Raw genomic sequence first — 22,958 nt, 5'->3', positions numbered from 1 at the left:
GGAGAAGGTCCTTACAGTTTCAGTATGAAACCTCTTTAAAAAGTAAAGCCTAGCTGCCCATTGGGGATAATGATCGCTTATTGAAAAAGGGTTTAGGAAACGGTGACACTCCTATGGGAGATACGAATAAGGTGTGACCCCGGAAGGCGTTAGCCTGAGGAGGCACACCATTCGCCCATGGAAAGGGAGCAGTTTCCTAAACCCTTTCCTCTTGCCAGGAGTGTTTACCCTGTCAATACTTAGAATTAATGTCTTTGCTAATACTATGCTTTCGTACGGTAGGACGTCATGTGCGACTGCAGTGTATCATCAGAGCCAAATAAGAAGTGCTTCTTCATATTTGGAGAATAAGTTGAATTAACTGCCTCGCGACCCACGGTTTCAGCAACTTCACGAAGCATACTAGGTGAAGCCCCACAGCATAATCCAAAATAATTCACGCCGATATCGTGTGCTTCCTTCGCCCATTGAGCCAGCTCATAACGGTTGCAATACAACGGATCAAGTGACGTAGGGAACGTTGTTTCTGTCGGCAGGCTGCAAGAACAACCTCCATCAGGCAAGTTAAAGAATGTAGGATGCTCTTCAGACGTTCGATAAGGAATAGGCAATGCTCCTACATAGCCTTCAACCTCTTCACGAATTTTTTCAATATACGGCTGCATCGTGGCTGGTCCACGGAAACAGTTCATTCCTACAACTAAGGCTCCATGCTCTTTTAACAGGCGGCAGCCTTCTTCCACACTATATCCGTCGCGAAGAACATTTTCTCCCATCAATCCGAATGTAATGACAGCAGGTAAGCCTTGCTTTTGAATTTCTTCTAATGCAATTTTCGCTTCCTCATAATAGTAGAAGGTTTCCCCATTAACAAAATCGACTTCTTCTTCTTTACACCATTTCACCATCTCCGCAAACATTTCGCGGACGGCTTCTTTTGAGGCAGGATCTTCAGGATTGAATAAATTCGTATTCGAAATGTTTCCTGCCACAAGCGCTTCCTCTTCTGGATGTTCTTTTGCTACTTCTTTAGCTAGACGAATGGCCTGACGATTTAAAGGTTCAAGCAAATCTTCTTTTTCAATAATACGCATTTTTTCACGGTGTGCATTGTACGTAAAAGCAAGAACCACATCTGACCCTGCTAGCATGTAGTCACGGTACGTCTGTTTTAAAGCTTGAGGGTTATCAAGTGCCACCTCTGGAACGAAGGAGCCCGCCTGTAAATAACCTCTACGTTCTAGTTCAAATAAATAACCTTCGCCGCAAATAACCGGACCATCCTCTAACCTTTGCTGCAAGCTTCTCTTCATTTCCATCATCCTTTCTCTACTTTAATTAAAAATTACATAGAAAAAATCCCTCTTCATAAGAAGAGGGATTTTGTAAGTAACGTTCGCCTCCTCTTATCTTTCAGACGCCTAACGTCTGTAGGAATTGGCACCTTTTTCAAGCCGCGCTTGAAAGGTTGCCGGGCATCACAGGGCCTAGTCCCTCTGCCACTCTCAATAAGAGTTTTATATGTAATTATTCTCGTATTATATAGACTCAACCCTTCACGCGTCAACCTAATTTTTGAATATTTTTAACATAAACGATCATACAATTGTAAAAAAAGGAGGACATGTATGGAACGTTCATTTCATATTCTTAAATTTTTAAAATTCACAGTGGCGTTTGTTTTTATTACATCTGGTTTAATGAAAGTGGTCAATACCGAACTCGCAGATTATTTCGCCAGTTTAGCCCTCCCCTATCCATTAGAGACGATGTATACCGTGGCCTGGATCGAAATTGCAGCCGGCTTACTATTACTATTTAATAAGTACATGAAGACCGCTTTACTCGCTTTGATGGTTATTATGATTGGAGCGCTCGTATTGACCAAGATTCCAGCACTGCATGCAGGATTCATCCACGCCCTTTTCAGCGCAAGACTCGATATCGTTATGCTCGTGCTGCTTATTATTCTTTACCGCTTCCGTGTAACTACCTAAAAATAGGCTGAGACATAAGTAAAGCAATGGTGTTAAGAAACGAACATTCGTATAAACGCAGATCTTTAGCGTAGTCAAAATACGTAGACTCCTGTGGGAACAGCGCGAGCCGAAGATCCCGCAGGAAAGCGCTCTTTGCTTTCTGAGGAAGCTGAGGCCGTGCCCACCGAAAGTTAAGTATTTTGACGGAGCAGCGTACATTCGATTTAAAATAAATAACCCGAACGGATTTCAATAGAATCGTTCGAATTATTATGCTTTATTCAGTTTTGTACAAACCTGTTCTATCATAGGTTTTCTAAAAAGACGCGAATGACATCTGCCCCGCCGATGGCCGTGCCAAGCGAGCTTCCGATATTCGCCAATACAATAATGAGCAGGATTCTTGTTACTTTATTGTCCCAAAACCCTTTCACACTCGACACATCTTCGGATAAATTTTCAAAATCTTTAACATTAGGACGTCTAAAATAAGCTTGAACAAACCCGGCAAACCAGCCAGCCGCAATCAGTGGGTTCAACGAAGTGATCGGTGCTGCGATAAACGCTGTCAGTACGGCAAACGGGTGACCTAAAGCGATCGCCGCTCCAATGGCAGAAAACGATCCGTTCCATAGAATCCAGCTAATCGTTTGCTGAGTCCCGGCAGCTGGGTTAGACATAAATGTATAAACAATGATGGAGATAATGAACAAGGGAATTGCCCAGCCAATCAGCTTAGGCACCTTTGATTTAGGCGGACGCTGCGTTAAACGATCTAAATTATGATCTTTATGAATTTGCTCTTTAATTCCAGGCACGTGAGCAGCACCGAGCACGGCCACAATTTTCTTCCCAGGTGCCTCTTTAATTTTTTGAGATAAATACTGATCCCGCTCATCAATTAACGGCTTCTTAAGGCGGGGAAAATTTTCCGTGAAATCTTGAAGCATGGCATCAAGCATGTCTTTCGATTTTAACTTCTCAAGCTCTTCTTCAGAGATTTTTTCATTGCTGAATATACTCAATACGATTTGCATAAGAAGCTTGGCTTTGCCCCATGCACCTAAGTTCCCCCAAATCCGTGCAAACGTAATTTGGATGTTACGATCAGCAAGCACAAGGGTTGCCCCTGTTTCATCTGCGGATTCAATTCCTTGAATCATTTCCTGACCAGGCTTAATGCCCATCTGTTTAGCCATCCGTTTTTGAAAAGAAGAAATAACCATATTTACTAACAGTAATGTGGCCTTCTTTTGTTTAATCACATGAAAGATATCTGTATCCTGCCACTTGTTTCCGTCTTTAATGGATTGATAACGCTGCTGATCGAGCTCTACACAAACCGAATCAGGCTGTTCATATTCAATCACTTCTTTGACTTGTTCCGCACTTTTTTTGGACACGTGAGCCGTACCTATGAGAATGAATTCTTTATCATCTAAATAAATTCTTGTAATGTTTTCTTCACTTATCGACATTCGTACCTTCCTTTGTTGTGCAATCTATGCGTTACATTAATGTTTACTACCACTTACCATATTAAACTACATTGAAGCAAATGAGAATGAAAAAAGAACCTGCACTTTTCAGCGAATGCCCCATTTATAGGTTATGTTCACTTTCAAAATGGGTAAAATAAAAATAATCCAGCAAAACTTGTGAACATTATGTGTCATTTTCGAGAACTTTTTGTTACAATAGAGATAAATAAGAATGCGCTTACATTTTAAGTCCTTAAAAAGGAGTTGTTTTTACATGGATGTTGTAATGATTTTCTTGATGCTTTCAACGATTACACCTTTCTTGTTTATTAAACTGAAAAAAATGCCGTTAGCGATTGTACAGTCTGTTCTATTAGTCGGAATGTGGATGTACTATCTCCAAGCTGTATTTAATACAGCACCAGCCACATTTTCACCTCTATGGATCATTTTTTACGCTGGATTATTCCTCTCGCAGATTGCCTGGATTATGTTCATCATTTACGTCGTGAGCACGCAAGAGAGCAAATTACAAAAGAGTTATCAATAATAATGAAAAAATCCCACTCCCTGCGAACAGGAAGTGGGATTTTTTATGGTTCTATTTATAAACGGTTTGTTTCTCTTCGGATCGTTTTTGCGTATTGAACAATTGAACGATCGCCTGAGAGAAGGCAACAGCTGCCAGAACGTAAAGTAACAGTTTCGGTGTATAGCTTGTATACATAGCTCCCCATAAAGAGAAGGAAGTGATTAGAATGCATAGCATAAAACCAATGACGTGTTTGATCGAAATCTCCGAAGTCACATCATTCTCTTGATTGTACACTTTCTCATTGATTTGCAATAATCTCACCTACCATACATAGTTAAAACATTCCGAAGCAGCAATTAGTGCCCTTCATGTTCACCCTCATCTTGCTGTTCTTGATCATCATTTTCCTGTTGTTCATACTGATGCTCTTCTTCATCGTGATCGTGTGTAAAGCCAAACGACATTGTAAAGAGTGATCCTGCTACTACAATCGCCGCTAATACAGCGCCGTGGAACATCATGTTCCATGGAACGTGTCCATTTTTACTTTCAAACTCCACCACGTGCATGAACATAAACAATTGAATACCTGCCTGGATCACTGCAAGAATCATAATTCCTGAAATAATCCACATGGTCGACAGATTTGATCCAAGAGCTGCCCAAGTTGCCAGGAGAGTTAAAGCAATTGATAATACAAAGCCGACGACGTGCTGGGTTGGAATACGTTTATTATGATCTGTCATACTAAACCACCATCCCTATTAAATAAACACTCGTGAAAATGAAGATCCACACGACGTCCAAGAAGTGCCAGTACAGTCCTATGATAAAGAACTTTCTGCTGGTTCTTGGTGTCAATCCTCGCTTCGTTACTTGAATTAACAAGAGAATAACCCAGCCAATACCAAGCGTTACGTGCAATCCGTGCGTGCCGGCCAGTGTAAAGAATGCAGACCAGAAAGCACTGGACTGAAGAGTGGCTCCTTCATGGGCATAATGGATGAATTCATAGATCTCAAAACCGAGAAAGGATAGACCTAAAATTAAAGTCACAATCATCCAATTACGCAAGCCTTTGACTGAGCCTCTGCGCATTTCATGGATAGCTAATCCACACGTAAAACTACTCGTTAACAACAGGAACGTCATAATGAGTACAATCCCTGGCTCAAATAATTCCGCTGGAGGGGTAGAATCAGCCGTTCTCCCAAATAACACAGCGTAAGTGGCAAAGAGAGTCGCAAACAAAACAATTTCTGCTGCCAAGAAGATCCAGAATCCAAGAATCGTCATCTGACCTTCTTGGGTCCTATATTCCAATGGGCCTGTTTTCAGCTCGTGAGAACTCATATTATAACCCCCTTGCCGAGCGTTCTGTACGCTTAATTTCATCTACTTCAACGTGGTAACCTTCGTCGTAATCAAAGGAACGTATAACCATCATGACAATACCAGCAAGTAAGCCGGCAATGGCCATCCACATCCATTCAAACACAAGACCGAAACTTGCAATCGCTAAGAATGCCATGAATATGATCGGCTGACCTGTGTTACTAGGCATATGAATCGGTTCTAATTCGTCTTCTTCAAATGTCGTTTTTCCTTCTTCCTTCAGCTTCACATAGGCATCCTGGCTATCGACATGTGGAACTGTAGCGAAGTTGTAGAAAGGAATCGGTGTTGGCGTCGCCCATTCAAGCGTACGTCCGTCATCCCAGCTGTCTCCTGATGTTTCTCGTTCACTATAACGATAGCTATAAACGATCGTGTAGCAGAAGATGGCAAAACCTACTCCCATTCCAAATGCCCCTACTGTAGAGATGATGTTAAGCGGCATCCACTCTGGAATGATCGTAAAGACACGACGCGGCATTCCGTCTAACCCTGCAAAATACTGCGGGAAGAAACAAACGTGGAAGCCGATGACGAAAAACCAGAAACTCCATCTGCCGAGTCTTTCGTTGAGCTTGTGCCCAAACATTTTCGGATACCAGAAAACAAGACCTGCGAAACAAGCAAAAACTGTACCTGCAATTAATACATAGTGGAAGTGTGCCACTAAGAAATAAGAGTTGTGGAACTGATAGTCCGCAGATGCCATACCGAGCATAACACCGGTCACACCACCGATAACGAAACTCGGAATAAAGGCAAGCGACCACATCATTGCTACGGTATTGTTAATTCGCGATTTATACAGCGTCCCTAACCAGTTGAATATTTTCACCCCGGTTGGTACGGCAATCAACATCGTTGAAATTGAGAATACAGAGTTTACAAAAGCACCGGCACCCATCGTAAAGAAGTGGTGGACCCATACTAAGAAACTTAACCCAGCGATTAAAATAATCGCCCATACCATTGCTTTATAACCAAACAGCTGCTTACGAGCAAAGGTTGAAATAACCTCTGAGAAGATACCAAATGCAGGAAGTATAACAATGTATACTTCAGGGTGTCCCCACATCCAGAACAAGTTAGCCCACATCATCGGCATTCCTTCACCTGTTAAGGTAAAGAACTGAGCTCCGAAAATACGGTCAAGCGTCATAAGCGCTAACGCAACAGTTAAGATCGGGAATGCAAAAACGATAATAAATGAAGTGATCAACGTAGACCACGTAAAGATTGGCATTTGGAACATTTTCATGCCCGGCGCACGCATCTTAAGAATCGTTACCATAAAGTTAATCCCTGATGCGAGCGTTCCTATACCTGATAATTGAAGCCCCATTAGATAGAAGTTCTGTCCAGGTCCAGGGCTCATAGCTGCTCCCGCTAACGGCGTGTAGCTTGTCCAGCCGGCGTCTGGTGATCCGCCAATAACAAAGGAAATGTTAAACAGCATGGCACCAAATAGAAATGACCAAAAGCTCAACGCGTTCAAATAAGGAAAAGCGACGTCACGTGCCCCAATTTGAAGCGGTACGACAACGTTCATTAACCCAATTAGAAACGGCATCGCCATAAATATAATCATCACTGTACCGTGGGTTGTAAATATCTCATCATAGTGCTGTGCATTTAAGAAGTTCATATTTGGAAAGGCAAGCTGTGTACGCATCATAAGCGCATCGGCTCCACCTCGGAACAACATCGCTAAAGCACTAAGAATATACATAATTCCTATTTTTTTATGATCAACGGTCGTTAACCACTCACGCCATAACCAGCCCCATTTTTTAAAATACGTCAATATAAATAGGATAGCGGCAGATACAAGGACAATCGAAACCATCCCTGCATATATAAGCGGTTCGCCCGTAACGAAAAATTCGTCAAGCTGCATAGTTGCTCACCTGCTTTCTTTTAATGACTTTCATGATCATCATCATTCTCTTCATCCATGAAATCTTCGGCTTCTTGATCGCTATATAAATGCATGAGCTCGCCATATAAATCATAGTGGCGGTTTACAGCATAATCACGGCCATCGTTTGTCCCGTGATCGACCCACTCTAAGTGAGTGGAAGAGAATTCTGCTTCAGTTGTAAGGCCAGGTTCAAGTAATTCATCATACTCTTCCTGAGTCAATTCGGGAGCTTCATTCTGAGTTTGTTCCACCCAGTCATTGTAGTCCTCTTCACTTTCGGCATAGACTTCGAAGGTATGCTTCGTAAATCCTTCACCGTTAAAGTTTGAGTTCCTGCCATCGTAAACCCCTTCTTCATCCGCTTGAAGATAAAGGGTATTTTCCATTCCAGCCATGGCATATTTTTGACCGCCTAATCTAGGAATCCACAGGGCTGCCATTGAATCAGCCGACGATAACCTGAATTCTATAGGACGATCTGTTGGAATGTGTAAATAATTTACGGTTTCGATGTCTTCCTCCGGATAACTGAAGAACCATTTCCAATCAGCTGCTGTTGCATAAACGACAAGTGGCTCTTTTGTATCTTCAGTTGCTGCTTCTTCAGATTCAGGCGGTTTTTCTAATTCATACAGCGTTTCTACCGTCGGAATACTTAATGCAACCACTATAATAAAAGGAATCACAGTCCACACGATCTCAATCATCGTATTTCCGTGCATATGTGGGTCATAGTCGCTCTCTTTTCGCTTCGGGTTCGTGTCCCGGTACTTGTATACAAAATAGGCGAAAGGCGCAAACACGACCACCACGATAAATAACATGAGTATAATGGAATAAATAATGAGATCGCTTTGAGTTTGAGCTACCGGCCCTTTGGGATCAAAAACAGCCATTTGGCTGCACCCGCTCAAAAACAAGACAAGACTGAGTGGAAGTAAAATCAGTCCTCTTTTGAAGAATTGCTTCATGCTTTTCACTCGGTTACACTCCTTTTTTTTCTTTATTTAAAGGCTCTGCCGCATAATAAGTTAATAGATTGCACTTTAACTGAAAGTAGTATAGCAAAAATATGACGAATTGAAATAAAGTTAATAAAATTGTCATTGATCGCTCACAACTTTTTAAAATTTTGACGAAAAATCGTCACTAATTTGGAAAAAATTAATCATAATGGCGGGAATATACGGCGAATGACTTGAAGGATGTTGAAATTTATCATTACATCTGTAAATATCCTTAAATGTTTTGGATCAAACCTATTAGGGAATCTCTTCACAAATGTCACATTTGAAAATATAAAAACGGATATTCCCCTTGTATTCAATCACCAATTCTGTTATAGTTCAGGCAACTAAATACTTTCTTCCTTCAATTTATTGAAGAGAGGATAGAGGTGCGAAGACCATCAGTACACAATGTGAGGACTATGAGGTCCCTGGATCATTGTGAAAAGGGGTATTTGCCGAAGCGGAAAGAAACTCATATTCTTGATGCTGGTTCTGCTATTGAACAAATACAGGACTGTCATATAGGAAACTATATGGAGGGCTATCTTTGCAGAAACGATGCAACAATCAATCGATTTCTACAGCAACAACGATACCCTTCGTTGTTGCTTTTTTGTGCTTACACTTGAACAGCCCGTCCCGCCTCTATTATTTAAAATCTTAAGAAAAGGGTGTGAAGTTATGAATTATGGCCAAGTCTTAACGGCAATGGTCACTCCGTTTGATCAAAAGGGCGAAATTGACTTTAATGCAACTCGAACACTAGTTAATCATTTAATTGGAAATGGTTCGGACGGATTAGTAATCGGAGGAACAACCGGGGAATCACCTACACTAACTTCTGATGAAAAAATTGAATTTTACCGCTACGTTGTAAAAATCGTCGATGGCCGCGTTCCTGTTATTGCAGGCACTGGCTCAAACAATACGCATGCTTCAATCAGCTTAACGCAAAAGGTTGAAGAAACAGGTGTCGATGCTGTGATGCTCGTTGCTCCATATTACAATAAACCATCTCAAGAAGGGTTATATCAACACTTTAAAGCGATCGCCCAATCCACTAACCTGCCTGTGATGTTGTATAACATCCCTGGAAGAAGTGTTGTGAATATGCTTCCAGAAACGATTGTTCGTCTGTCCGAAATAGACAATATCGTTTCCGTTAAAGAATCAAGCGGTGATTTAGATGCGGTTACGGAGATCATCAGCCGAACAGCGGATGAATTCACTGTGTATAGCGGAGACGATGGGATGACTCTGCCAATCCTATCTATTGGTGGTACAGGCGTCGTATCTGTTGCTTCCCACGTGATAGGAAATGAAATGCAGCAAATGGTTCATAGTTTCAATGATGGAGATGTGCAATATGCAGGTGCCATGCACCGTAAATTGTTACCTATTATGAAAGCATTGTTTGCCGCTCCAAGTCCTTCTCCTGTCAAAGCCGCTTTAAATATGAAAGGGATTTACGTAGGCGATGTTCGTTTACCGATGCTCCCTCTTACGGCAGAAGAGAAAAACGAATTGCAAAAGATGCTGCCTGATCAAAATATCGAAGCCGTCGGCTAAGGATCAGAGACAATAACGAAATTAAAAAATGACCCTCACTGTTGAGGGTCATTTTTTATTAGGAAGTTTAGACTGGAGTTGATTATTCAAACACACTCGCTTGCCGCGGGCAAGGCTTCAGCTAATCGGGGAAGACCACCCCGATGGATCTTCAGCTCTTGCTTTCCCGCAGGCGTCTCGTGATTTTTGAATAATCGTTTAAGATTGATAGGGAACCTAACGGCTAAATAGCCTGAGGAGATCATAACAAGGAGTCGATTACATTCTGCACGTCCTGTGCCAAGATCGAACGACCCCACGTCGAAAGGAACGCTTTCCTAAAACTCTTTACTACCTAACACAAGACATTTTCACGCTTTAAGTAAAATGTAGACGGAAAGTCTCCTCGACCTACGATCTCCGGGGTCTCTCCTGTCTGCTCGTCTCGCAGGAGTCGTCACTTGTTTTAGTGATCGTTTATCGAAAAAGGGTTTTAGGAAACGGCGACACTCCTATGGGAGATACGAATAAGGTGTGACCCGGAGGGCTTATAAAGCCCGAGGAGGCACACCATTCGCCCATGGAAAGGGAGTCGTTTCCTAAAAACCTTTCCTCTTGATCATGGACGGAATGTTTACACTTACAAGGTAAAAGAGAATTCTCTACAAGCTGAGCCCTACTTAACGTTAGGGGCTATTTTTGGGTTTAGATCACTTTTTTAATAATAGCTTCACACTATTACACCTGGCTCCCCCATTAAATCTTCTAAAGCTTTTTCGAGCAGATGCTCACGATATTCCGGCAATCCTCTATCTCTTTTCTCGTGTCTACTTACAAATCCCACCTTTTTTCACTCCTTACAAAAACATTTCCATCCTTATATTTCCTTTCTGTTTTAATAATTCCTGCAATTCTATGCATAATTATAATTTTTCTAAAAATTTTGTCGAATAAGGGTGCAATTTAAATTCAATCTGTTATAATACATTAATAACGGAACATTAAAGGAAATTGTCCTTAAATAGAAGGAGGTTCTTTTTTGAATACCATCAAAGAATTCATTACATCAATAGAAAGCGAAATCATAGACATTCGCAGAACCTTACACAAGAACCCTGAACTAGCCAATGAAGAATATGAAACCTCTTCTTTAGTGAAAGAAAAGTTAACGGACTATGGTGTGAAGTGGGAGGCTGGATTCGCTGAAACGGGTGTTCTCGGAATTATTGAAGGGGAAAGACCGGGAGGAACGGTCGCCCTTCGAGCAGATATGGACGCGCTCCCCATTCAGGAAGCCAATGATCATGACTTCACTTCCGAAAATAACGGAAAGATGCATGCGTGCGGACATGACGCACACACGGCTATGCTTCTAGGCGCCGGCTATGCGTTAGAAAAAATAAAGGATCAGATTAACGGAACAATCCTGCTTGTTTTCCAGCCAGCTGAAGAAAATTCTCCACATGGAGGATCGAAACAAATGATGGAGGACGGAGTTTTTAATAAATATACGCCAGATGTCATTTACGGTCAGCACGTGTGGCCAAGTCTTCCTGTAGGTAAAGTTGGCATTCGAGATAAAGAAATGATGGGGGCTTCCGATCGTTTCAAAGTAACCATTAAAGGAAAAGGCGGCCATGCGAGCATGCCTCACGACGGAAATGATGCGCTTATTATTACAAATCAAATCATTGCCAGTCTTCAGACGATCGTGAGCCGCAACGTAAATCCGCTCGACTCTGCAGTCGTTACAATCGGAAGAATTGAAGGTGGATACAGCTATAATGTTATCCCTGATCAAGTCACATTTGAAGGAACGGTCCGTACCTTTAAACCTGAAGTCAAAGAAAAAGTGAAGCAGCGATTCCACACCATCATTGAGCAAACGGTGTCAGCCTTTGAAGCAGAGTCAGACATTCAATACCTTGACGGCTATCCCGCCACCATTAATACACCTAAATGGGCTGAGCAAGCCAGGAGCTCCTCCCGGAAGCTTCTTGGTGAAGACGCTGCTCCCGCCCTTGACCCTGCTTTAGCTGGTGAAGATTTTTCTAGATTTCTACTTGAGTACGAAGGAGCCTTCATATGGCTTGGAACTCAAATCGAAGATGCCGAAAATCAGAAACCCCTTCACGATCCTGGGTTTAAGCTAAATGAAAAAGCATTGCCGATAGGAAGTGAATTTTTAGCAGCTGTAGCCCTTGATACACTGAAGACTCTTACGTAGGGGAGATAAGGAAATTGACGATAAATTTAAAACACTATTCCAAAACGATCGAACCCTCACTCCTGCAGTGGCGGCGTCATTTGCACCAATATCCTGAGTTAGGATTTATGGAATACTACACGACCTATGTCATTGGGGAAGAACTTAAGAAGCTTGGATTTACCGTGTATTGCGGCAAAGAAGCTCTAAAAAGCGACGCACGTTACGGCGTTCCTCCTGAAAGTGAACGTGCCGAGAACGAGAAACGGGCAAAAGCGATGGGTGTTCCTGAGGACTGGATGACTGCCATGCACGGTGGTCACACGGGGATTGTCGCTGTTTACGATACAGAACGAAGCGGAGACCATCTCGCCTTCCGTTTTGACATTGACGCGTTACCCATAGAAGAAGCTGAGCAGGACAAGCACGTGCCTTTTAAAGAATCTTTTATTTCTAAAAACAAAGGCGTCATGCACGCGTGCGCTCATGATGGTCATACAAGCATCGGTATCGGCCTCGCTCAATTTATAGCGCAGCATCAAAACACACTCAATGGGAAGTTTACGCTGCTCTTTCAACCAGCTGAAGAAGGCGGCCGCGGAGCCAGGGCCATGACGGAAAAAGGATGGCTCACCGGGGTTGATGCCTTTTACTCCGGGCATATCGGTATCCAGTCCCTCCCCGTCGGTACAATTGCTGCGACGACTAAAGGCTTTCTAGCCTCATCCAAACTCAATGTTCACTTTAAAGGTCAATCTTCACACTCCGGCATGAAGCCTGAAGCGGGCCGCAATGCATTATTAGCAGCAGCGACCGCAGCTACTCAATTACACTCGATATCACGTCATAGTGAAGGAGTAAGCAGAATTAACGTCGGTAAACTGATCGCCGGAAACGGAAGAAATATCATTTCAGACCGCGGCTATTTGGAATTGGAGACTAGAGGAGAAACACAGAACATTAATGAATACATGCAAATGGAAGCGCGACGGATCCTTGAAGCAGCTGCTGCCATGCATCACGTGGATGTTGAAATTGATTTCGTCGGGGAAACCGAAGAGTTACGCTGTGACGAGTTGCTCATTCCATCGATCACGAACGCGTGCCAAACAAGTGACCTCATTCAAAACGTTGAGCCTTATGCTCTCGTCTCAGGTTCTGAAGACGCAAGCTTTATGATGAATGAAGTACAAAAGCAGGGCGGTAAAGCGACGTACATGTTATTTGGAACTCACTTACCAGACAACCATCACTCTCCCCATTTTGATTTTGAAGAAGAAGTGTTAGCTGTCGCGTTAGATGCGTACATCCACATTGTGAAAGGAGGAAATGAGATTGCCTGACCTTCAGAACTGGCTTGAAACAAACTTATTAAAACTCAACTTAGCCGAAGAAATGGACTACGAACAAGGATTTTCAAGACTTAGCTATACAAAAGAAGAAAAACAATCTCATCACGTTTTCCAATCGATCGCTCAAGACCTTGGATTAGAGGTCAAAGCCGATCAAGCAGGAAACCAATGGGCTACATGGCACGTTGATGATCAAGCCCCTACAGTTGCCGTAGGTTCACACGTTGATACGGTAAAAAACGGCGGAGGCTACGATGGGGTAGCTGGCGTCCTCACTGGATTAGCTGCCATTAAAGCACTAAAGGACCAAAACATAAAGCCAGTTAAAAATATTAGCATCATTTGTTTTGCTTCCGAAGAATCCGCTCGCTTTGGTGTTTCCACTATTGGAAGTAAAGCCATTTCTGGATTACTGGATAAAGAGGATATCGCTTCTGTTAAAGATACTGACGGCATTACCATTAAAGAAGCGATCGAAGACTTCGGTCTCTCCTGGGAAACGATTGATCAAGCCGAGGTGCCTGAAAGCAAGCTGGAGAGTTTTCTTGAGCTTCATATTGAACAAGGTACTCAAATCGAAACCAACGACGCTGATATCGGGATCGTTCGAGGTGTAGCGTGTCCAATCCGGCTGCAGGTTACAGCTACAGGGATGGCGAATCATACAGGTACGACCCCGATGACCCGTCGATCAGACGCCTTTACGGCTATCGCTCCCCTTATCACATTTGTTGAGGAGCAAGCGAACCTATTAAACAGCGAACAGGACATCCCGCTCGTTGCTACAGTCAGTACCGTCAGCCTTGAACCAAACGTCATGAATGTGATTCCAGGTGAGGTCACATTAGGAATAGACATCCGAAGTGTAGCCGATTCATTAAAAAAAGAATTAGCGGATCGCATCCAAGCGTATTGCCACAAAATTGAGGAAAAACGCTCAGTGGACATTCATATCCACACCCTGGTCGATAATCCGTCCGTGTTCCTTGACCCTAAAGTGGTGGAAAAGCTTACGAAAGTCACTGAGAAAATCAACTACAAACCTTTTCACATGGATAGCGGTGCAGGCCATGATGTCATGAACATGGCGAATAAGTGGTCAACCGGCTTACTCTTTATCCCTTGTGAACAGGGAATTAGTCATCACCCTAAAGAATTCGCTTCGATTAATGATTTAGCGAAAGGCACTCAAGTGATCGCTGAATATTTAAAAGAGGAAACGGGTGAGGACTTGTGAAAACGAAAATAGGCGTGATCGCCCCACATGATTCCTTGCAACGAATCATGTACGTGGCCAAAGAATTTAAAGATATTTCTTTTGTCCCCTACCCTTATGAGCAATTAGAAGAAGTCTCCACCTTATTACAGGACCACCGGCGCGAAGTAGACCAATGGTTTTTCTCAGGGGTGTTAAATTACACCTACGCCATGGACCACGAACTGATTACAGCAGAGGAAGGGGCTTTCCCTCCTCTACACGGAGCAAGTTTCTTCGGTATTTTACTAGAAGCACAACTTAATTCGAATCAAGTTTTTCGACAAGTAAGCATCGATACGATTACCAATGAAGAATTCGATAAAATCCTATCTTACTACCAACTAGAAGATTTAACCTACTATACCCATCCCTTTGAAAGCGGCAAAAGCGCAGATGAACTCGTTCATTTTCACACAGACTTATACGAACAAGGGAAAGCGGAAGTTGTCATCACGTCCATCCAGGACGTATATCTCCAATTAAAAGAGAAGAACATTCCAGTTTACCGTGTTACCCCTTCGTATTTATCGATTAAAATGATCATTCAGTTTTTGGAAGAACGGGCTCAGTCCAACCTTTACAGAAACTCACAAGTTTCAGTCATTGGCTGCCGGATTGAAATGAATCCAGAAAACCTCGAAGAACTTTATTATTCTTTTAAAACAAAATACCAGGAGTTAGACGTAAGACGGCAGCTTTTTGAGATTGCTGAAAAGACAAACGGCTCTGTGATGCAAATGGGAGATGGACTTTTCTTTATCTTTACTACACGCGGAGAATTAAGTACAGAAACAGAGGGGGATTTATTTTCCTTAATCGATGACATTCGTTTGCAGAGCAACTTACAGCTTAAGGTCGCTATTGGATTTGGAGAAACCGTATTACAGGCGGAGCAGCACGTGAGACTAGGCTTCCGTCACATCAAAGATTACGAGAAACCGATCCTCCTTATTGTTGACGATGATCAATCCATCTCAGCAAGACAGCAGGAAGATCAAATCAACTACAGTACGACTGAGGTCGGACCATCGTGGAAAGAAAAAATGAAAGACGTCAATCTTAACCCGGGGGTGGTATCAAAAGTAGTATCTTACGCCAATCACTACCGACGCGAACAGTTTTCCTCGCAGGATCTAGCCCGCTGGCTGAAAAGTACAGAGAGAAACGGCAGGCGGATTCTTACAGAAATGGAACGAGTCGGCATCATCGAACAGGCTGGAGAGTCACAGTCCGGCGAAAGAGGCCGGCCAAGAAAAGTGTATCAATTTACAGGGAATTAACCGACAGGGAATGATCAGCACCACAGGATCAGTTTTATTTTCTATATAAACGGAAGAGCAAAGGAAATCTTCCTAAAATAAAGGAGAGGTGAAAGACATGAGTAAGACGACTGGAGAGAAATCAAATAAAGGAATGACCAGATTCCTTAATGGTATAGAAAAAGTAGGGAATAAATTACCCGAACCATTTATGTTGTTCGTATATCTTGCCGCATTCACCATTGTATTTTCATGGTTAATCTCACTGTTTGGTGTAACGGTTGAAGAGCCAGGTACAGGTGAAGAAGTAGCCATTAAAAGTCTTATGTCCGGTGAAGGACTGGAGTACATTCTCACGTCCATGCTCGATAACTTTACCGGATTTGCGCCGCTCGGCCTCGTACTCGCTATGATGTTAGGTATTGGACTTGCCGATAAAGTAGGCCTTCTTGAAACAGCGATTAAAAGCACCATTTTAAAAGCACCTAAGTCATTAGTTACCTATGCGGTTATCTTTGTTGGAATCATGGGTAACATTGCATCAGATGCTGCGTTCGTAATTGTGCCGCCGCTGGCTGCTATGGTCTTTTACACCATTGGCCGTCACCCGCTGGCTGGTTTAGCGGCAGGTTTCGCCGGTGTAGGATCTGGTTTCACAGCAAACTTCATGATTACCGGAACGGATGCATTACTCGCCGGGATCTCTACAGAAGTGATGGAAAGCATGGATGCAGGAATTGTGGTAACACCTGTCGATAACTGGTACTTTATGATCGCTTCCGTTATTCTATTATCTGTCACAGGTGCCTTTATTACTGAGAAAATTATTGAACCACGTCTTGGAAAGTATGAAGGCGAAGCTGGTAACGCTCTTGAAGAAAGTACAGGTCAAGAGTTAAAAGGCTTTCGTAATGCTGCCATCGCAGGACTTGTCTATATTGTCATTTTAGTAGTAGCCATTGCTTGGCCTAATTCCGCTCTAAGAAGCGAAGAAGGCGGACTTGTACCTTCTCCATTTTTAGATGGAATTGTGCCAATTATCTTATTTTTCTTCATTATCATCGGTATCGCGTACGGGGTAACTGTTAAGAAAATTACTTCCAGCCGTGACATTTCAGGATTCATGGGAGAAGCGATGAAAGACATGTCCGGGTTTATCGTCTTGATCTTTGCTGCTGCCCAGTTTATTGCGTACTTTGATTGGACAAATATCGGAACATGGGTGGCTGTCAGCGGAGCGAACTTCCTGCAATCTATGGATATGACCGGGCTTCCGATTGTCGTTGGATTCTCCATTTTAACAGCGTTTATGAACCTGTTAATCTTTAGTGGATCAGCACAGTGGGCATTAGAAGCTCCCATCTTCTTACAAATGTTCTACTATTTAGACTATCACCCGGCGTTTATTCAAATGGCCTATCGTATTGCTGACTCCTCTACAAACATCATTACACCGATGAACCCGTATATCATCGTAGTGCTGGCGTTTATGAGGGAATACAATAAGAAGGCAGGGCTAGGAACATTAATTTCATTAATGCTCCCATACAGTATTATTTTCTTCGCCATCTGGATTGTACTATTGCTTGTCTTTGCAATCTTCGGCATTCCATTTGGACCGGGAATTGGTGTGAACCTTTAATAGAATTTCAAAAGAGCTGCGGACCTTTACGGGTTCGCAGTTTTTATCTTTTACACGGTCTTCATTACTTTCTTCGTCCTCCCACACCGTTCGCATTGATAGATGGCGACGGATTTCATTTCATCGTCCCACCCGATATGTTTGTTTTTGTGAAAACCAATGCGGCATAGAAAACTTCCATGACGCTGCGTACGACTGCGCGCTATGACAAGTAGTGTTAATCCAATCGCTGCTAAAATGCTGAATGGAACGAAACTGAAACGGCTGCTTGAAACCCATAATAAAAAACCTATGAAAATCAAAGCGATCGCTATCGCCTCTATTTTTCGAAACATTAATCAACCTGCCTCCTTGCTTTTCTTATCCCTTATTTTCCCTCAAGTAAACCTGAACAAAATCTATCTAGAAAAACACAGTAACCTGAATAAATTGCTGAGAGAAGGGTATGAATCATAGATAAGATAATTTGTATGTAACGGAGGGATCTTGTGAACCGAGGCATTATTACTTCAATTTCGGCGATTGTGATCGCACAAGGATTAAAAATAGTGACACATAAAAGAGTAAGCGGCAAATGGGATTGGAAGCCGATTCTTCAAACAGGCGGAATGCCCAGTTCCCACTCTGCAGGCGTGGCTTCACTGGCGACTTATGTGGCAGCTAATCGCGGCACAAGACACATTGAAACGTCACTTGCTGTCGTGTTTGGTACCATTGTCATGTATGACGCACAAGGAATAAGACGCCATACCGGTGAAATTGCAAGGCTGGTCAATGACCTGGAAGATAATATAGAAGAGATTTCTAGTGATTTTCCAAGCTTAGAATTTGTTAAAAGAGAAAAGGAACTGAAGGAGCTTCTCGGTCACCAGCCTGCGGAAGTGGCTGTCGGGGCTCTCTTCGGATTTTTATACGGCCTGGCTGCAGCTAAACTTGAAGACCGAAAACATGTTGAATAAGTTCCAATAGTCTGGGTACCAGGTACCGAAATTCACACTTGGCACTTTGTTCTTTTACAGCATTTCGGTAGGCCGGGTACCAGGTACCGAAATTCACAGTTGGCACTTTGTTCTTTTACAGCATTTCGGTACCTGGTACCCTTATGAAAGGTAGAATTTAAAAAAGCGTTCTGTGTGGAAATTAATTTCCACACAGAACGCTTTTCGGTTTTTCTAAGCCGATCAATGACGGCATCTTCTGGAGCCATTTCAAGGAAATAATTGAACATACGAATGGATTTTTAGATTGATCCCTGTTGATTCCACGATGAGCGATCGGTGGTGACGCCTGGTCGATTAAAACCGGCCACGTCCTGTGGCCAACATCGACACTAGCACGTCCGGTGCGTCGCGGGAACAGCACGAGCCGAAGATCCACTTGGTCAAGTGAATTTCTTGACAAGTTAGCTGAGGCCGTGCCCGCGGCAAGCACCCACCGACAAGCGATTCGTGAGATTTAACAACAGAAACTTTCTCTATTGTGATGTGATCCACCTTAATGTTTACTAAGGAAGCTGTTATTTTACTTCTACAACCCAATCGTATGGATCTTCCACGTTACCTCTTTGAATTCCAGTAATCGTATCATACAGCTTTTGTGAGAGCTCTCCGATCTCGTGATTATTGATCGTCATCTTCTTCCCTTGCCAATTCAATTCGCCTACAGGCGAGATAACAGCCGCTGTTCCTGTACCGAACGCTTCTTCTACTTCGCCGCGCTCGTAAGCCTCATATAGCTCGTCAATGGAGATCTTACGTTCCACAACAGGAACGTCCCAATCTCTTAGCAGCTCCAGGATCGACATACGGGTAATCCCTTTTAGAATACTGCCGCTTAGAGCCGGAGTAACGACTTCCCCATTAATCTTGAAGAAGATGTTCATACTCCCAACTTCCTCTATGTAGCGCTTCTCGATGCCGTCAAGCCATAACACATCAGCACTACCTTCCTTGTACGCATTTGACTGCGCCTGATAAGCGGATGAATAGTTTCCAGCCGTCTTCGCCATCCCGGTTCCACCTTTGACCGCACGAGTGAACTCGTTTTCTACTTTAATTTTCACTGGGTGGATGCCGCCTGAGAAATAGGAACCAACAGGTGAAAGAATAATCATAAATTTATAGGTTTTCGAGGGAGCTACCGCTAAATTTGGATCTGTTGCAATAATAAACGGGCGAATGTAAAGAGAAGTTCCATCTGTCGCAGGAACCCAGTCTTTTTCAATTCGAATCAGTTCCTCCAGGTGGTTCATCACCTCGTCTTCATCAATGGGAGGAATGCTCAAACGATCGCTTGAACGATTAAGACGCTCGAGGTTTTTTTCCGGTCTGAACATCAAAATACGGTCACCGTCCGCACGGTACGCTTTTAACCCTTCAAATACAGTTTGTCCATAGTGAAAAATCATGGCTGCCGGATCAAGCGTGACAGGCTCATAAGGCACAATTCGCGGCTCGTGCCACCCTTTGTCTTCCGCGTAATCCATGACAAACATGTGATCCGTAAACGTTGAGCCAAATGGGATCTGATCTTTTTCCGGCTTTGGTTTAAGATTTGTACTTTTTACGATGGTCAATTCATTAGCAGTCATCAGCAATGCTCCTTTTGTCGTTATGATTAAAAAGGTCCACAGTTTAGTAAAGAGCGGACGTTTATATTAGTATCCATTGTACGCTGAACAGCACTGATTTTAAAGTCTTTAGCTCTGTCATTCTTTAATGCAGTACAGAAAGTGGTTCCATGGGGAGACAGGGTGTGTTTGTGGGGATTATCATTGTACCCACGGCGATTATTGAATACTGCAGGTCATCTATGGGTAAATCCATCCCATTTATCGGCGAAACGGCAAAAAAATCACCTCCATCCGCGGACAGAGGTGACGTATGTTATAGAATGCCAATCGAAGCTAGTAAAATGACAACAGCAACTGAAATCACAGGAATAAGTACGGCAACGATGAAAATATCTTTATAGCTGTCTTTGTGTGTCATCCCGGTGATCGTTAACAGCGTTAGGACGGCTCCGTTGTGAGGGAGGGCATCGAGTCCTCCTGACGAAAGCGAAGCAATCCGGTGAAAGGCTTCTGGACTAATCCCCGTATCCATCGCAATTTCATAGTATTTCGAACCTAACGCTTCAAGGGCAATTCCCATCCCGCCTGAAGCTGAGCCGGTGGCTCCAGCCAGAACGTTAACCGCGACAGCTTCAGAAATCAGCGGATTTCCTCGTACGCCCATAAGCACTTCGGTTAACTTATCAAATCCTGGAACCGCTCGGACAACTGTACCGAATCCTACGGCAGCACTTGTGTTAATGATCGCAATAACCGAACCGCCGGCTCCGCTGTTAATCGATTTTACGAACTTCTTAAATTTAGTAAAGTTTAAAACCATAATAAGTAGAATACCAGAAATCAACGCCACCACAATGTCCCAATTAAATAAATTTAATGTGATCAGTACAGTAAGCAGCGGCAGAATCGATAAGAGGAAGTGAGGAACTTTTTCACCTTCGTCTACAAGGTTATTATCTTTTGGTTCTGTAAAATATTCCCCTTTTTGCGTAAGCTGCTTTTCACGCCAGCGCAAGTAAAAATAACCCCCAACTGCCATGACCAGCGCTGCAATAACCCCCATGACAGGAGCCGCCGTCGCATTTGTTCCAAAGTACTCCATTGGAATCAAGTTTTGAATTTGCGGAGTGCCGGGAATGGCCGTCATCGTAAATGTAAAGGCACCAAGAGCCACCGTGGCCGGGATCAATCGGCGTGTAATATTGGCTTCCCGGAAAAGTGAAATGGCTAACGGGTAGACAGCAAATACAACAACGAACAAGCTCACACCACCATACGTTAAGACAGCAGCAGAGACGAGCACGCCAAGGATCGCGCGTTTAGTTCCTATTACTTTTGTTAAAGCAACAGCAACTGACCGTGCCATCCCGGTATCCTCCATTAATTTTCCAAAAACCGCTCCAAGCATAAAGACAGGAAACCAGTCTTTAGCGAAGCCGACAAATCCTTCCATATACGTATCTTTATAGGCATCCAGCAGGTCGAGGCCGCCTGTTAAAGCGACAACTCCCGCTGCGATAGGCGCCACCCAGATGATCGACCAGCCTAAATAGGCGAGCGCCATCAGGACGACGAGACCTAATAATATTCCGAGCATAGCTATTCCTCCTTTAAAAGTAGATGACTAGAGTGCTTCTACGACCATCGCAATGCCCTGGCCTCCGCCAATACATAACGATGCCACACCATATTTCTCATTGCGCCGCTTCAATTCTTTGACCAGCGAATAAAGAACTCTCGTGCCGCTTGCTCCAATGGGATGGCCAAGCGCGATCGCCCCGCCATTGACGTTTACTTTCTCACGATCAAGACCTAACTCTTTTTCTACGGCTAAATATTGAGCAGCAAAAGCTTCATTCACTTCCACTAACGCCATATCGTCTAGCGTCAGGCTTGTTTTAGCTAGAGCGTTCTTAATAGCTGAAACGGGACCAATGCCCATGTAAGCAGGATCCACCCCTGCGAGGCCATAACTTACCACTTTTGCAATTGGAGCTAAGCTCTTCTCCTCCACAAAATCTTCACCAGCTACCACCACAGCACCTGCACCGTCGTTAATGCCGCTCGCATTGCCGCCAGTCACTGATCCGCCCTTCTTAAAAGCTGGCTTCAGTTTAGCGAGTACGTCAGGGGTGGTATCTTCTCGAATATGTTCATCTTCATTTACAAACGACGATCCTTTCCTTGACTTCACTTCCACTGCAACAATTTCTTCAGACAGACGCTCCCTCGCTGCAGCGGCTCTCTTATGACTTAATGAGGCGTACTCATCTTGGGCTTCGCGAGAGATTTCATATTGCTCAGCTAAATTCTCAGCTGTCACACCCATGCCATCCCCAATGTATTCATCAGTTAAAGCCGCCCATAGCATATCGTCGACTTGAGGGGCAGCTAACTTTGTTCCAAAGCGGCTGCCTCTTAACGCATGAGGAGCAAGACTCATACTTTCCACTCCACCGGCTAGAGCAACTTCCCCATCACCAAGCTGGATGGACTGAACAGCCGAAACGACCGACTGCAGACCGGAACCACACAGCCGGTTCACAGCTAATGCGGGACTCGACATGGGTACGCCCGTTTTAAGTACAATGTGACGTGCTAAGTACGGCGCATTTTTAGCGGAGTGAATGACATTTCCCATAATCGAAAATTCAATATCCTCGGCTTGAATGCCGCTTCGACGGATTGCTTCTTTGCTTGCGGTTACTCCTAACGTCGTCGGGTTTACATCCTTTAACGTGCCTCCAAAACTGCCAAAAGGTGTGCGGGCTCCTTCTAAAATATAAACGTTCTTCATAAA

Annotated in this window: 20 protein-coding genes and 2 riboswitches; of the genes, 9 read left to right on the top strand and 11 right to left on the bottom strand. The window is 43.5% G+C overall.

Annotated elements, in window-relative coordinates:
- Positions 1 to 263 precede the first annotated feature (263 nt).
- Positions 264 to 1,313: a homocysteine S-methyltransferase family protein gene (locus IEV27_RS08845; RefSeq protein WP_188377104.1), complete on the bottom strand. Its 1,050-nt coding sequence runs from the start codon at positions 1,311 to 1,313 to the stop codon at positions 264 to 266.
- A 90-nt stretch (positions 1,314 to 1,403) separates the two neighbouring features.
- A riboswitch (SAM riboswitch) is annotated at positions 1,404 to 1,515 on the bottom strand.
- A 113-nt stretch (positions 1,516 to 1,628) separates the two neighbouring features.
- Here IEV27_RS08845 and IEV27_RS08840 point away from each other — a divergent pair.
- A complete protein-coding gene (locus tag IEV27_RS08840) occupies positions 1,629 to 1,997 on the top strand; it encodes a DoxX family protein (protein WP_188377103.1) in 369 nt (122 codons plus the stop codon).
- Positions 1,998 to 2,284: 287 nt separating this feature from the next.
- Here the strand turns inward: IEV27_RS08840 and IEV27_RS08835 are convergent, their stop codons facing one another.
- The gene (locus IEV27_RS08835) at positions 2,285 to 3,457 is read right to left on the bottom strand and encodes a TraB/GumN family protein (protein WP_188377102.1); all 1,173 of its coding nucleotides are present in this window, start codon (positions 3,455 to 3,457) and stop codon (positions 2,285 to 2,287) included.
- A gap of 277 nt (positions 3,458 to 3,734) precedes the next feature.
- On the opposite strand from IEV27_RS08835, the gene IEV27_RS08830 reads away from it, so the two are divergent.
- Positions 3,735 to 4,010 (top strand): spore morphogenesis/germination protein YwcE, encoded by a 276-nt coding sequence (locus tag IEV27_RS08830; protein WP_188377101.1) that lies wholly within the window; start codon positions 3,735 to 3,737, stop codon positions 4,008 to 4,010.
- A gap of 51 nt (positions 4,011 to 4,061) precedes the next feature.
- Here the strand turns inward: IEV27_RS08830 and IEV27_RS08825 are convergent, their stop codons facing one another.
- The 5 genes from IEV27_RS08825 to qoxA are packed head-to-tail and all read right to left on the bottom strand — an operon-like array spanning position 4,062 to position 8,282.
- On the bottom strand, positions 4,062 to 4,307 hold the full coding sequence (locus IEV27_RS08825; RefSeq protein ID WP_188377100.1) for a cytochrome C oxidase subunit IV family protein: 246 nt from the start codon (positions 4,305 to 4,307) through the stop codon (positions 4,062 to 4,064).
- Positions 4,308 to 4,351: 44 nt separating this feature from the next.
- Positions 4,352 to 4,741: a cytochrome aa3 quinol oxidase subunit IV gene (gene qoxD / locus IEV27_RS08820; RefSeq protein WP_188377099.1), complete on the bottom strand. Its 390-nt coding sequence runs from the start codon at positions 4,739 to 4,741 to the stop codon at positions 4,352 to 4,354.
- Position 4,742: 1 nt separating this feature from the next.
- On the bottom strand, positions 4,743 to 5,348 hold the full coding sequence (qoxC, locus tag IEV27_RS08815; RefSeq protein WP_188377098.1) for a cytochrome aa3 quinol oxidase subunit III: 606 nt from the start codon (positions 5,346 to 5,348) through the stop codon (positions 4,743 to 4,745).
- 1 nt (position 5,349) lies between these two features.
- Positions 5,350 to 7,287 (bottom strand): cytochrome aa3 quinol oxidase subunit I, encoded by a 1,938-nt coding sequence (qoxB, locus tag IEV27_RS08810; RefSeq protein WP_188377097.1) that lies wholly within the window; start codon positions 7,285 to 7,287, stop codon positions 5,350 to 5,352.
- Positions 7,288 to 7,307: 20 nt separating this feature from the next.
- The gene (gene qoxA, locus IEV27_RS08805) at positions 7,308 to 8,282 is read right to left on the bottom strand and encodes a cytochrome aa3 quinol oxidase subunit II (protein WP_188377567.1); all 975 of its coding nucleotides are present in this window, start codon (positions 8,280 to 8,282) and stop codon (positions 7,308 to 7,310) included.
- Positions 8,283 to 8,694: 412 nt separating this feature from the next.
- A riboswitch (Lysine riboswitch) is annotated at positions 8,695 to 8,873 on the top strand.
- 129 nt (positions 8,874 to 9,002) lie between these two features.
- Here qoxA and dapA point away from each other — a divergent pair.
- The 6 genes from dapA (at position 9,003) to IEV27_RS08775 (ending at position 17,586) form a co-directional block, all read left to right on the top strand.
- Positions 9,003 to 9,890 (top strand): 4-hydroxy-tetrahydrodipicolinate synthase, encoded by an 888-nt coding sequence (gene dapA / locus IEV27_RS08800; protein ID WP_188377096.1) that lies wholly within the window; start codon positions 9,003 to 9,005, stop codon positions 9,888 to 9,890.
- Positions 9,891 to 10,908: 1,018 nt separating this feature from the next.
- A complete protein-coding gene (locus tag IEV27_RS08795) occupies positions 10,909 to 12,096 on the top strand; it encodes a M20 metallopeptidase family protein (protein WP_188377095.1) in 1,188 nt (395 codons plus the stop codon).
- A gap of 14 nt (positions 12,097 to 12,110) precedes the next feature.
- Positions 12,111 to 13,418 (top strand): amidohydrolase, encoded by a 1,308-nt coding sequence (locus IEV27_RS08790; RefSeq protein ID WP_229735026.1) that lies wholly within the window; start codon positions 12,111 to 12,113, stop codon positions 13,416 to 13,418.
- Positions 13,405 to 14,664 carry a M20 family metallo-hydrolase gene (locus IEV27_RS08785; RefSeq protein WP_188377094.1) on the top strand — a complete coding sequence of 420 codons (1,260 nt, stop codon included), beginning with the start codon at positions 13,405 to 13,407 and terminating at the stop codon, positions 14,662 to 14,664. The genes IEV27_RS08790 and IEV27_RS08785 overlap by 14 nt, the downstream gene beginning before the upstream one ends.
- Positions 14,661 to 15,965 (top strand): helix-turn-helix domain-containing protein, encoded by a 1,305-nt coding sequence (locus IEV27_RS08780; RefSeq protein WP_188377093.1) that lies wholly within the window; start codon positions 14,661 to 14,663, stop codon positions 15,963 to 15,965. Before IEV27_RS08785 ends, IEV27_RS08780 begins: the two co-directional genes overlap by 4 nt.
- 97 nt (positions 15,966 to 16,062) lie before the next feature.
- Positions 16,063 to 17,586 (top strand): AbgT family transporter, encoded by a 1,524-nt coding sequence (locus IEV27_RS08775; RefSeq protein ID WP_188377092.1) that lies wholly within the window; start codon positions 16,063 to 16,065, stop codon positions 17,584 to 17,586.
- A gap of 50 nt (positions 17,587 to 17,636) precedes the next feature.
- Here the strand turns inward: IEV27_RS08775 and IEV27_RS08770 are convergent, their stop codons facing one another.
- Positions 17,637 to 17,921, bottom strand: coding sequence for a hypothetical protein (locus tag IEV27_RS08770; protein ID WP_188377091.1), 285 nt, complete (start codon positions 17,919 to 17,921; stop codon positions 17,637 to 17,639).
- Between the two features lie 153 nt (positions 17,922 to 18,074).
- Here IEV27_RS08770 and IEV27_RS08765 point away from each other — a divergent pair, with 153 nt between their 5' ends.
- A complete protein-coding gene (locus IEV27_RS08765; RefSeq protein ID WP_188377090.1) occupies positions 18,075 to 18,545 on the top strand; it encodes a divergent PAP2 family protein in 471 nt (156 codons plus the stop codon).
- Between the two features lie 557 nt (positions 18,546 to 19,102).
- Here the strand turns inward: IEV27_RS08765 and IEV27_RS08760 are convergent.
- From IEV27_RS08760 to IEV27_RS08750, 3 genes are all read right to left on the bottom strand, one after another.
- Entirely contained in the window at positions 19,103 to 20,176 is a 1,074-nt protein-coding gene (locus IEV27_RS08760) for a branched-chain amino acid aminotransferase (RefSeq protein WP_188377089.1), read from the bottom strand.
- 295 nt (positions 20,177 to 20,471) lie between these two features.
- Positions 20,472 to 21,755, bottom strand: a complete 1,284-nt coding sequence (locus tag IEV27_RS08755; protein WP_188377088.1) for a GntP family permease — start codon at positions 21,753 to 21,755, stop codon at positions 20,472 to 20,474.
- Positions 21,756 to 21,782: 27 nt separating this feature from the next.
- Complete coding sequence (locus IEV27_RS08750; protein WP_188377087.1) at positions 21,783 to 22,955, bottom strand: acetyl-CoA C-acetyltransferase; 1,173 nt, start codon at positions 22,953 to 22,955, stop codon at positions 21,783 to 21,785.
- Positions 22,956 to 22,958: the final 3 nt, after the last annotated feature.

Origin of the sequence: Halobacillus andaensis, assembly GCF_014636475.1 — a bacterium.
Lineage (GTDB): Bacteria > Bacillota > Bacilli > Bacillales > Halobacillaceae > Halobacillus_A > Halobacillus_A andaensis.
The sequence above is the reverse complement of the archived record's forward strand: the minus strand, read 5'-3'. Positions and strand labels throughout refer to the sequence as shown.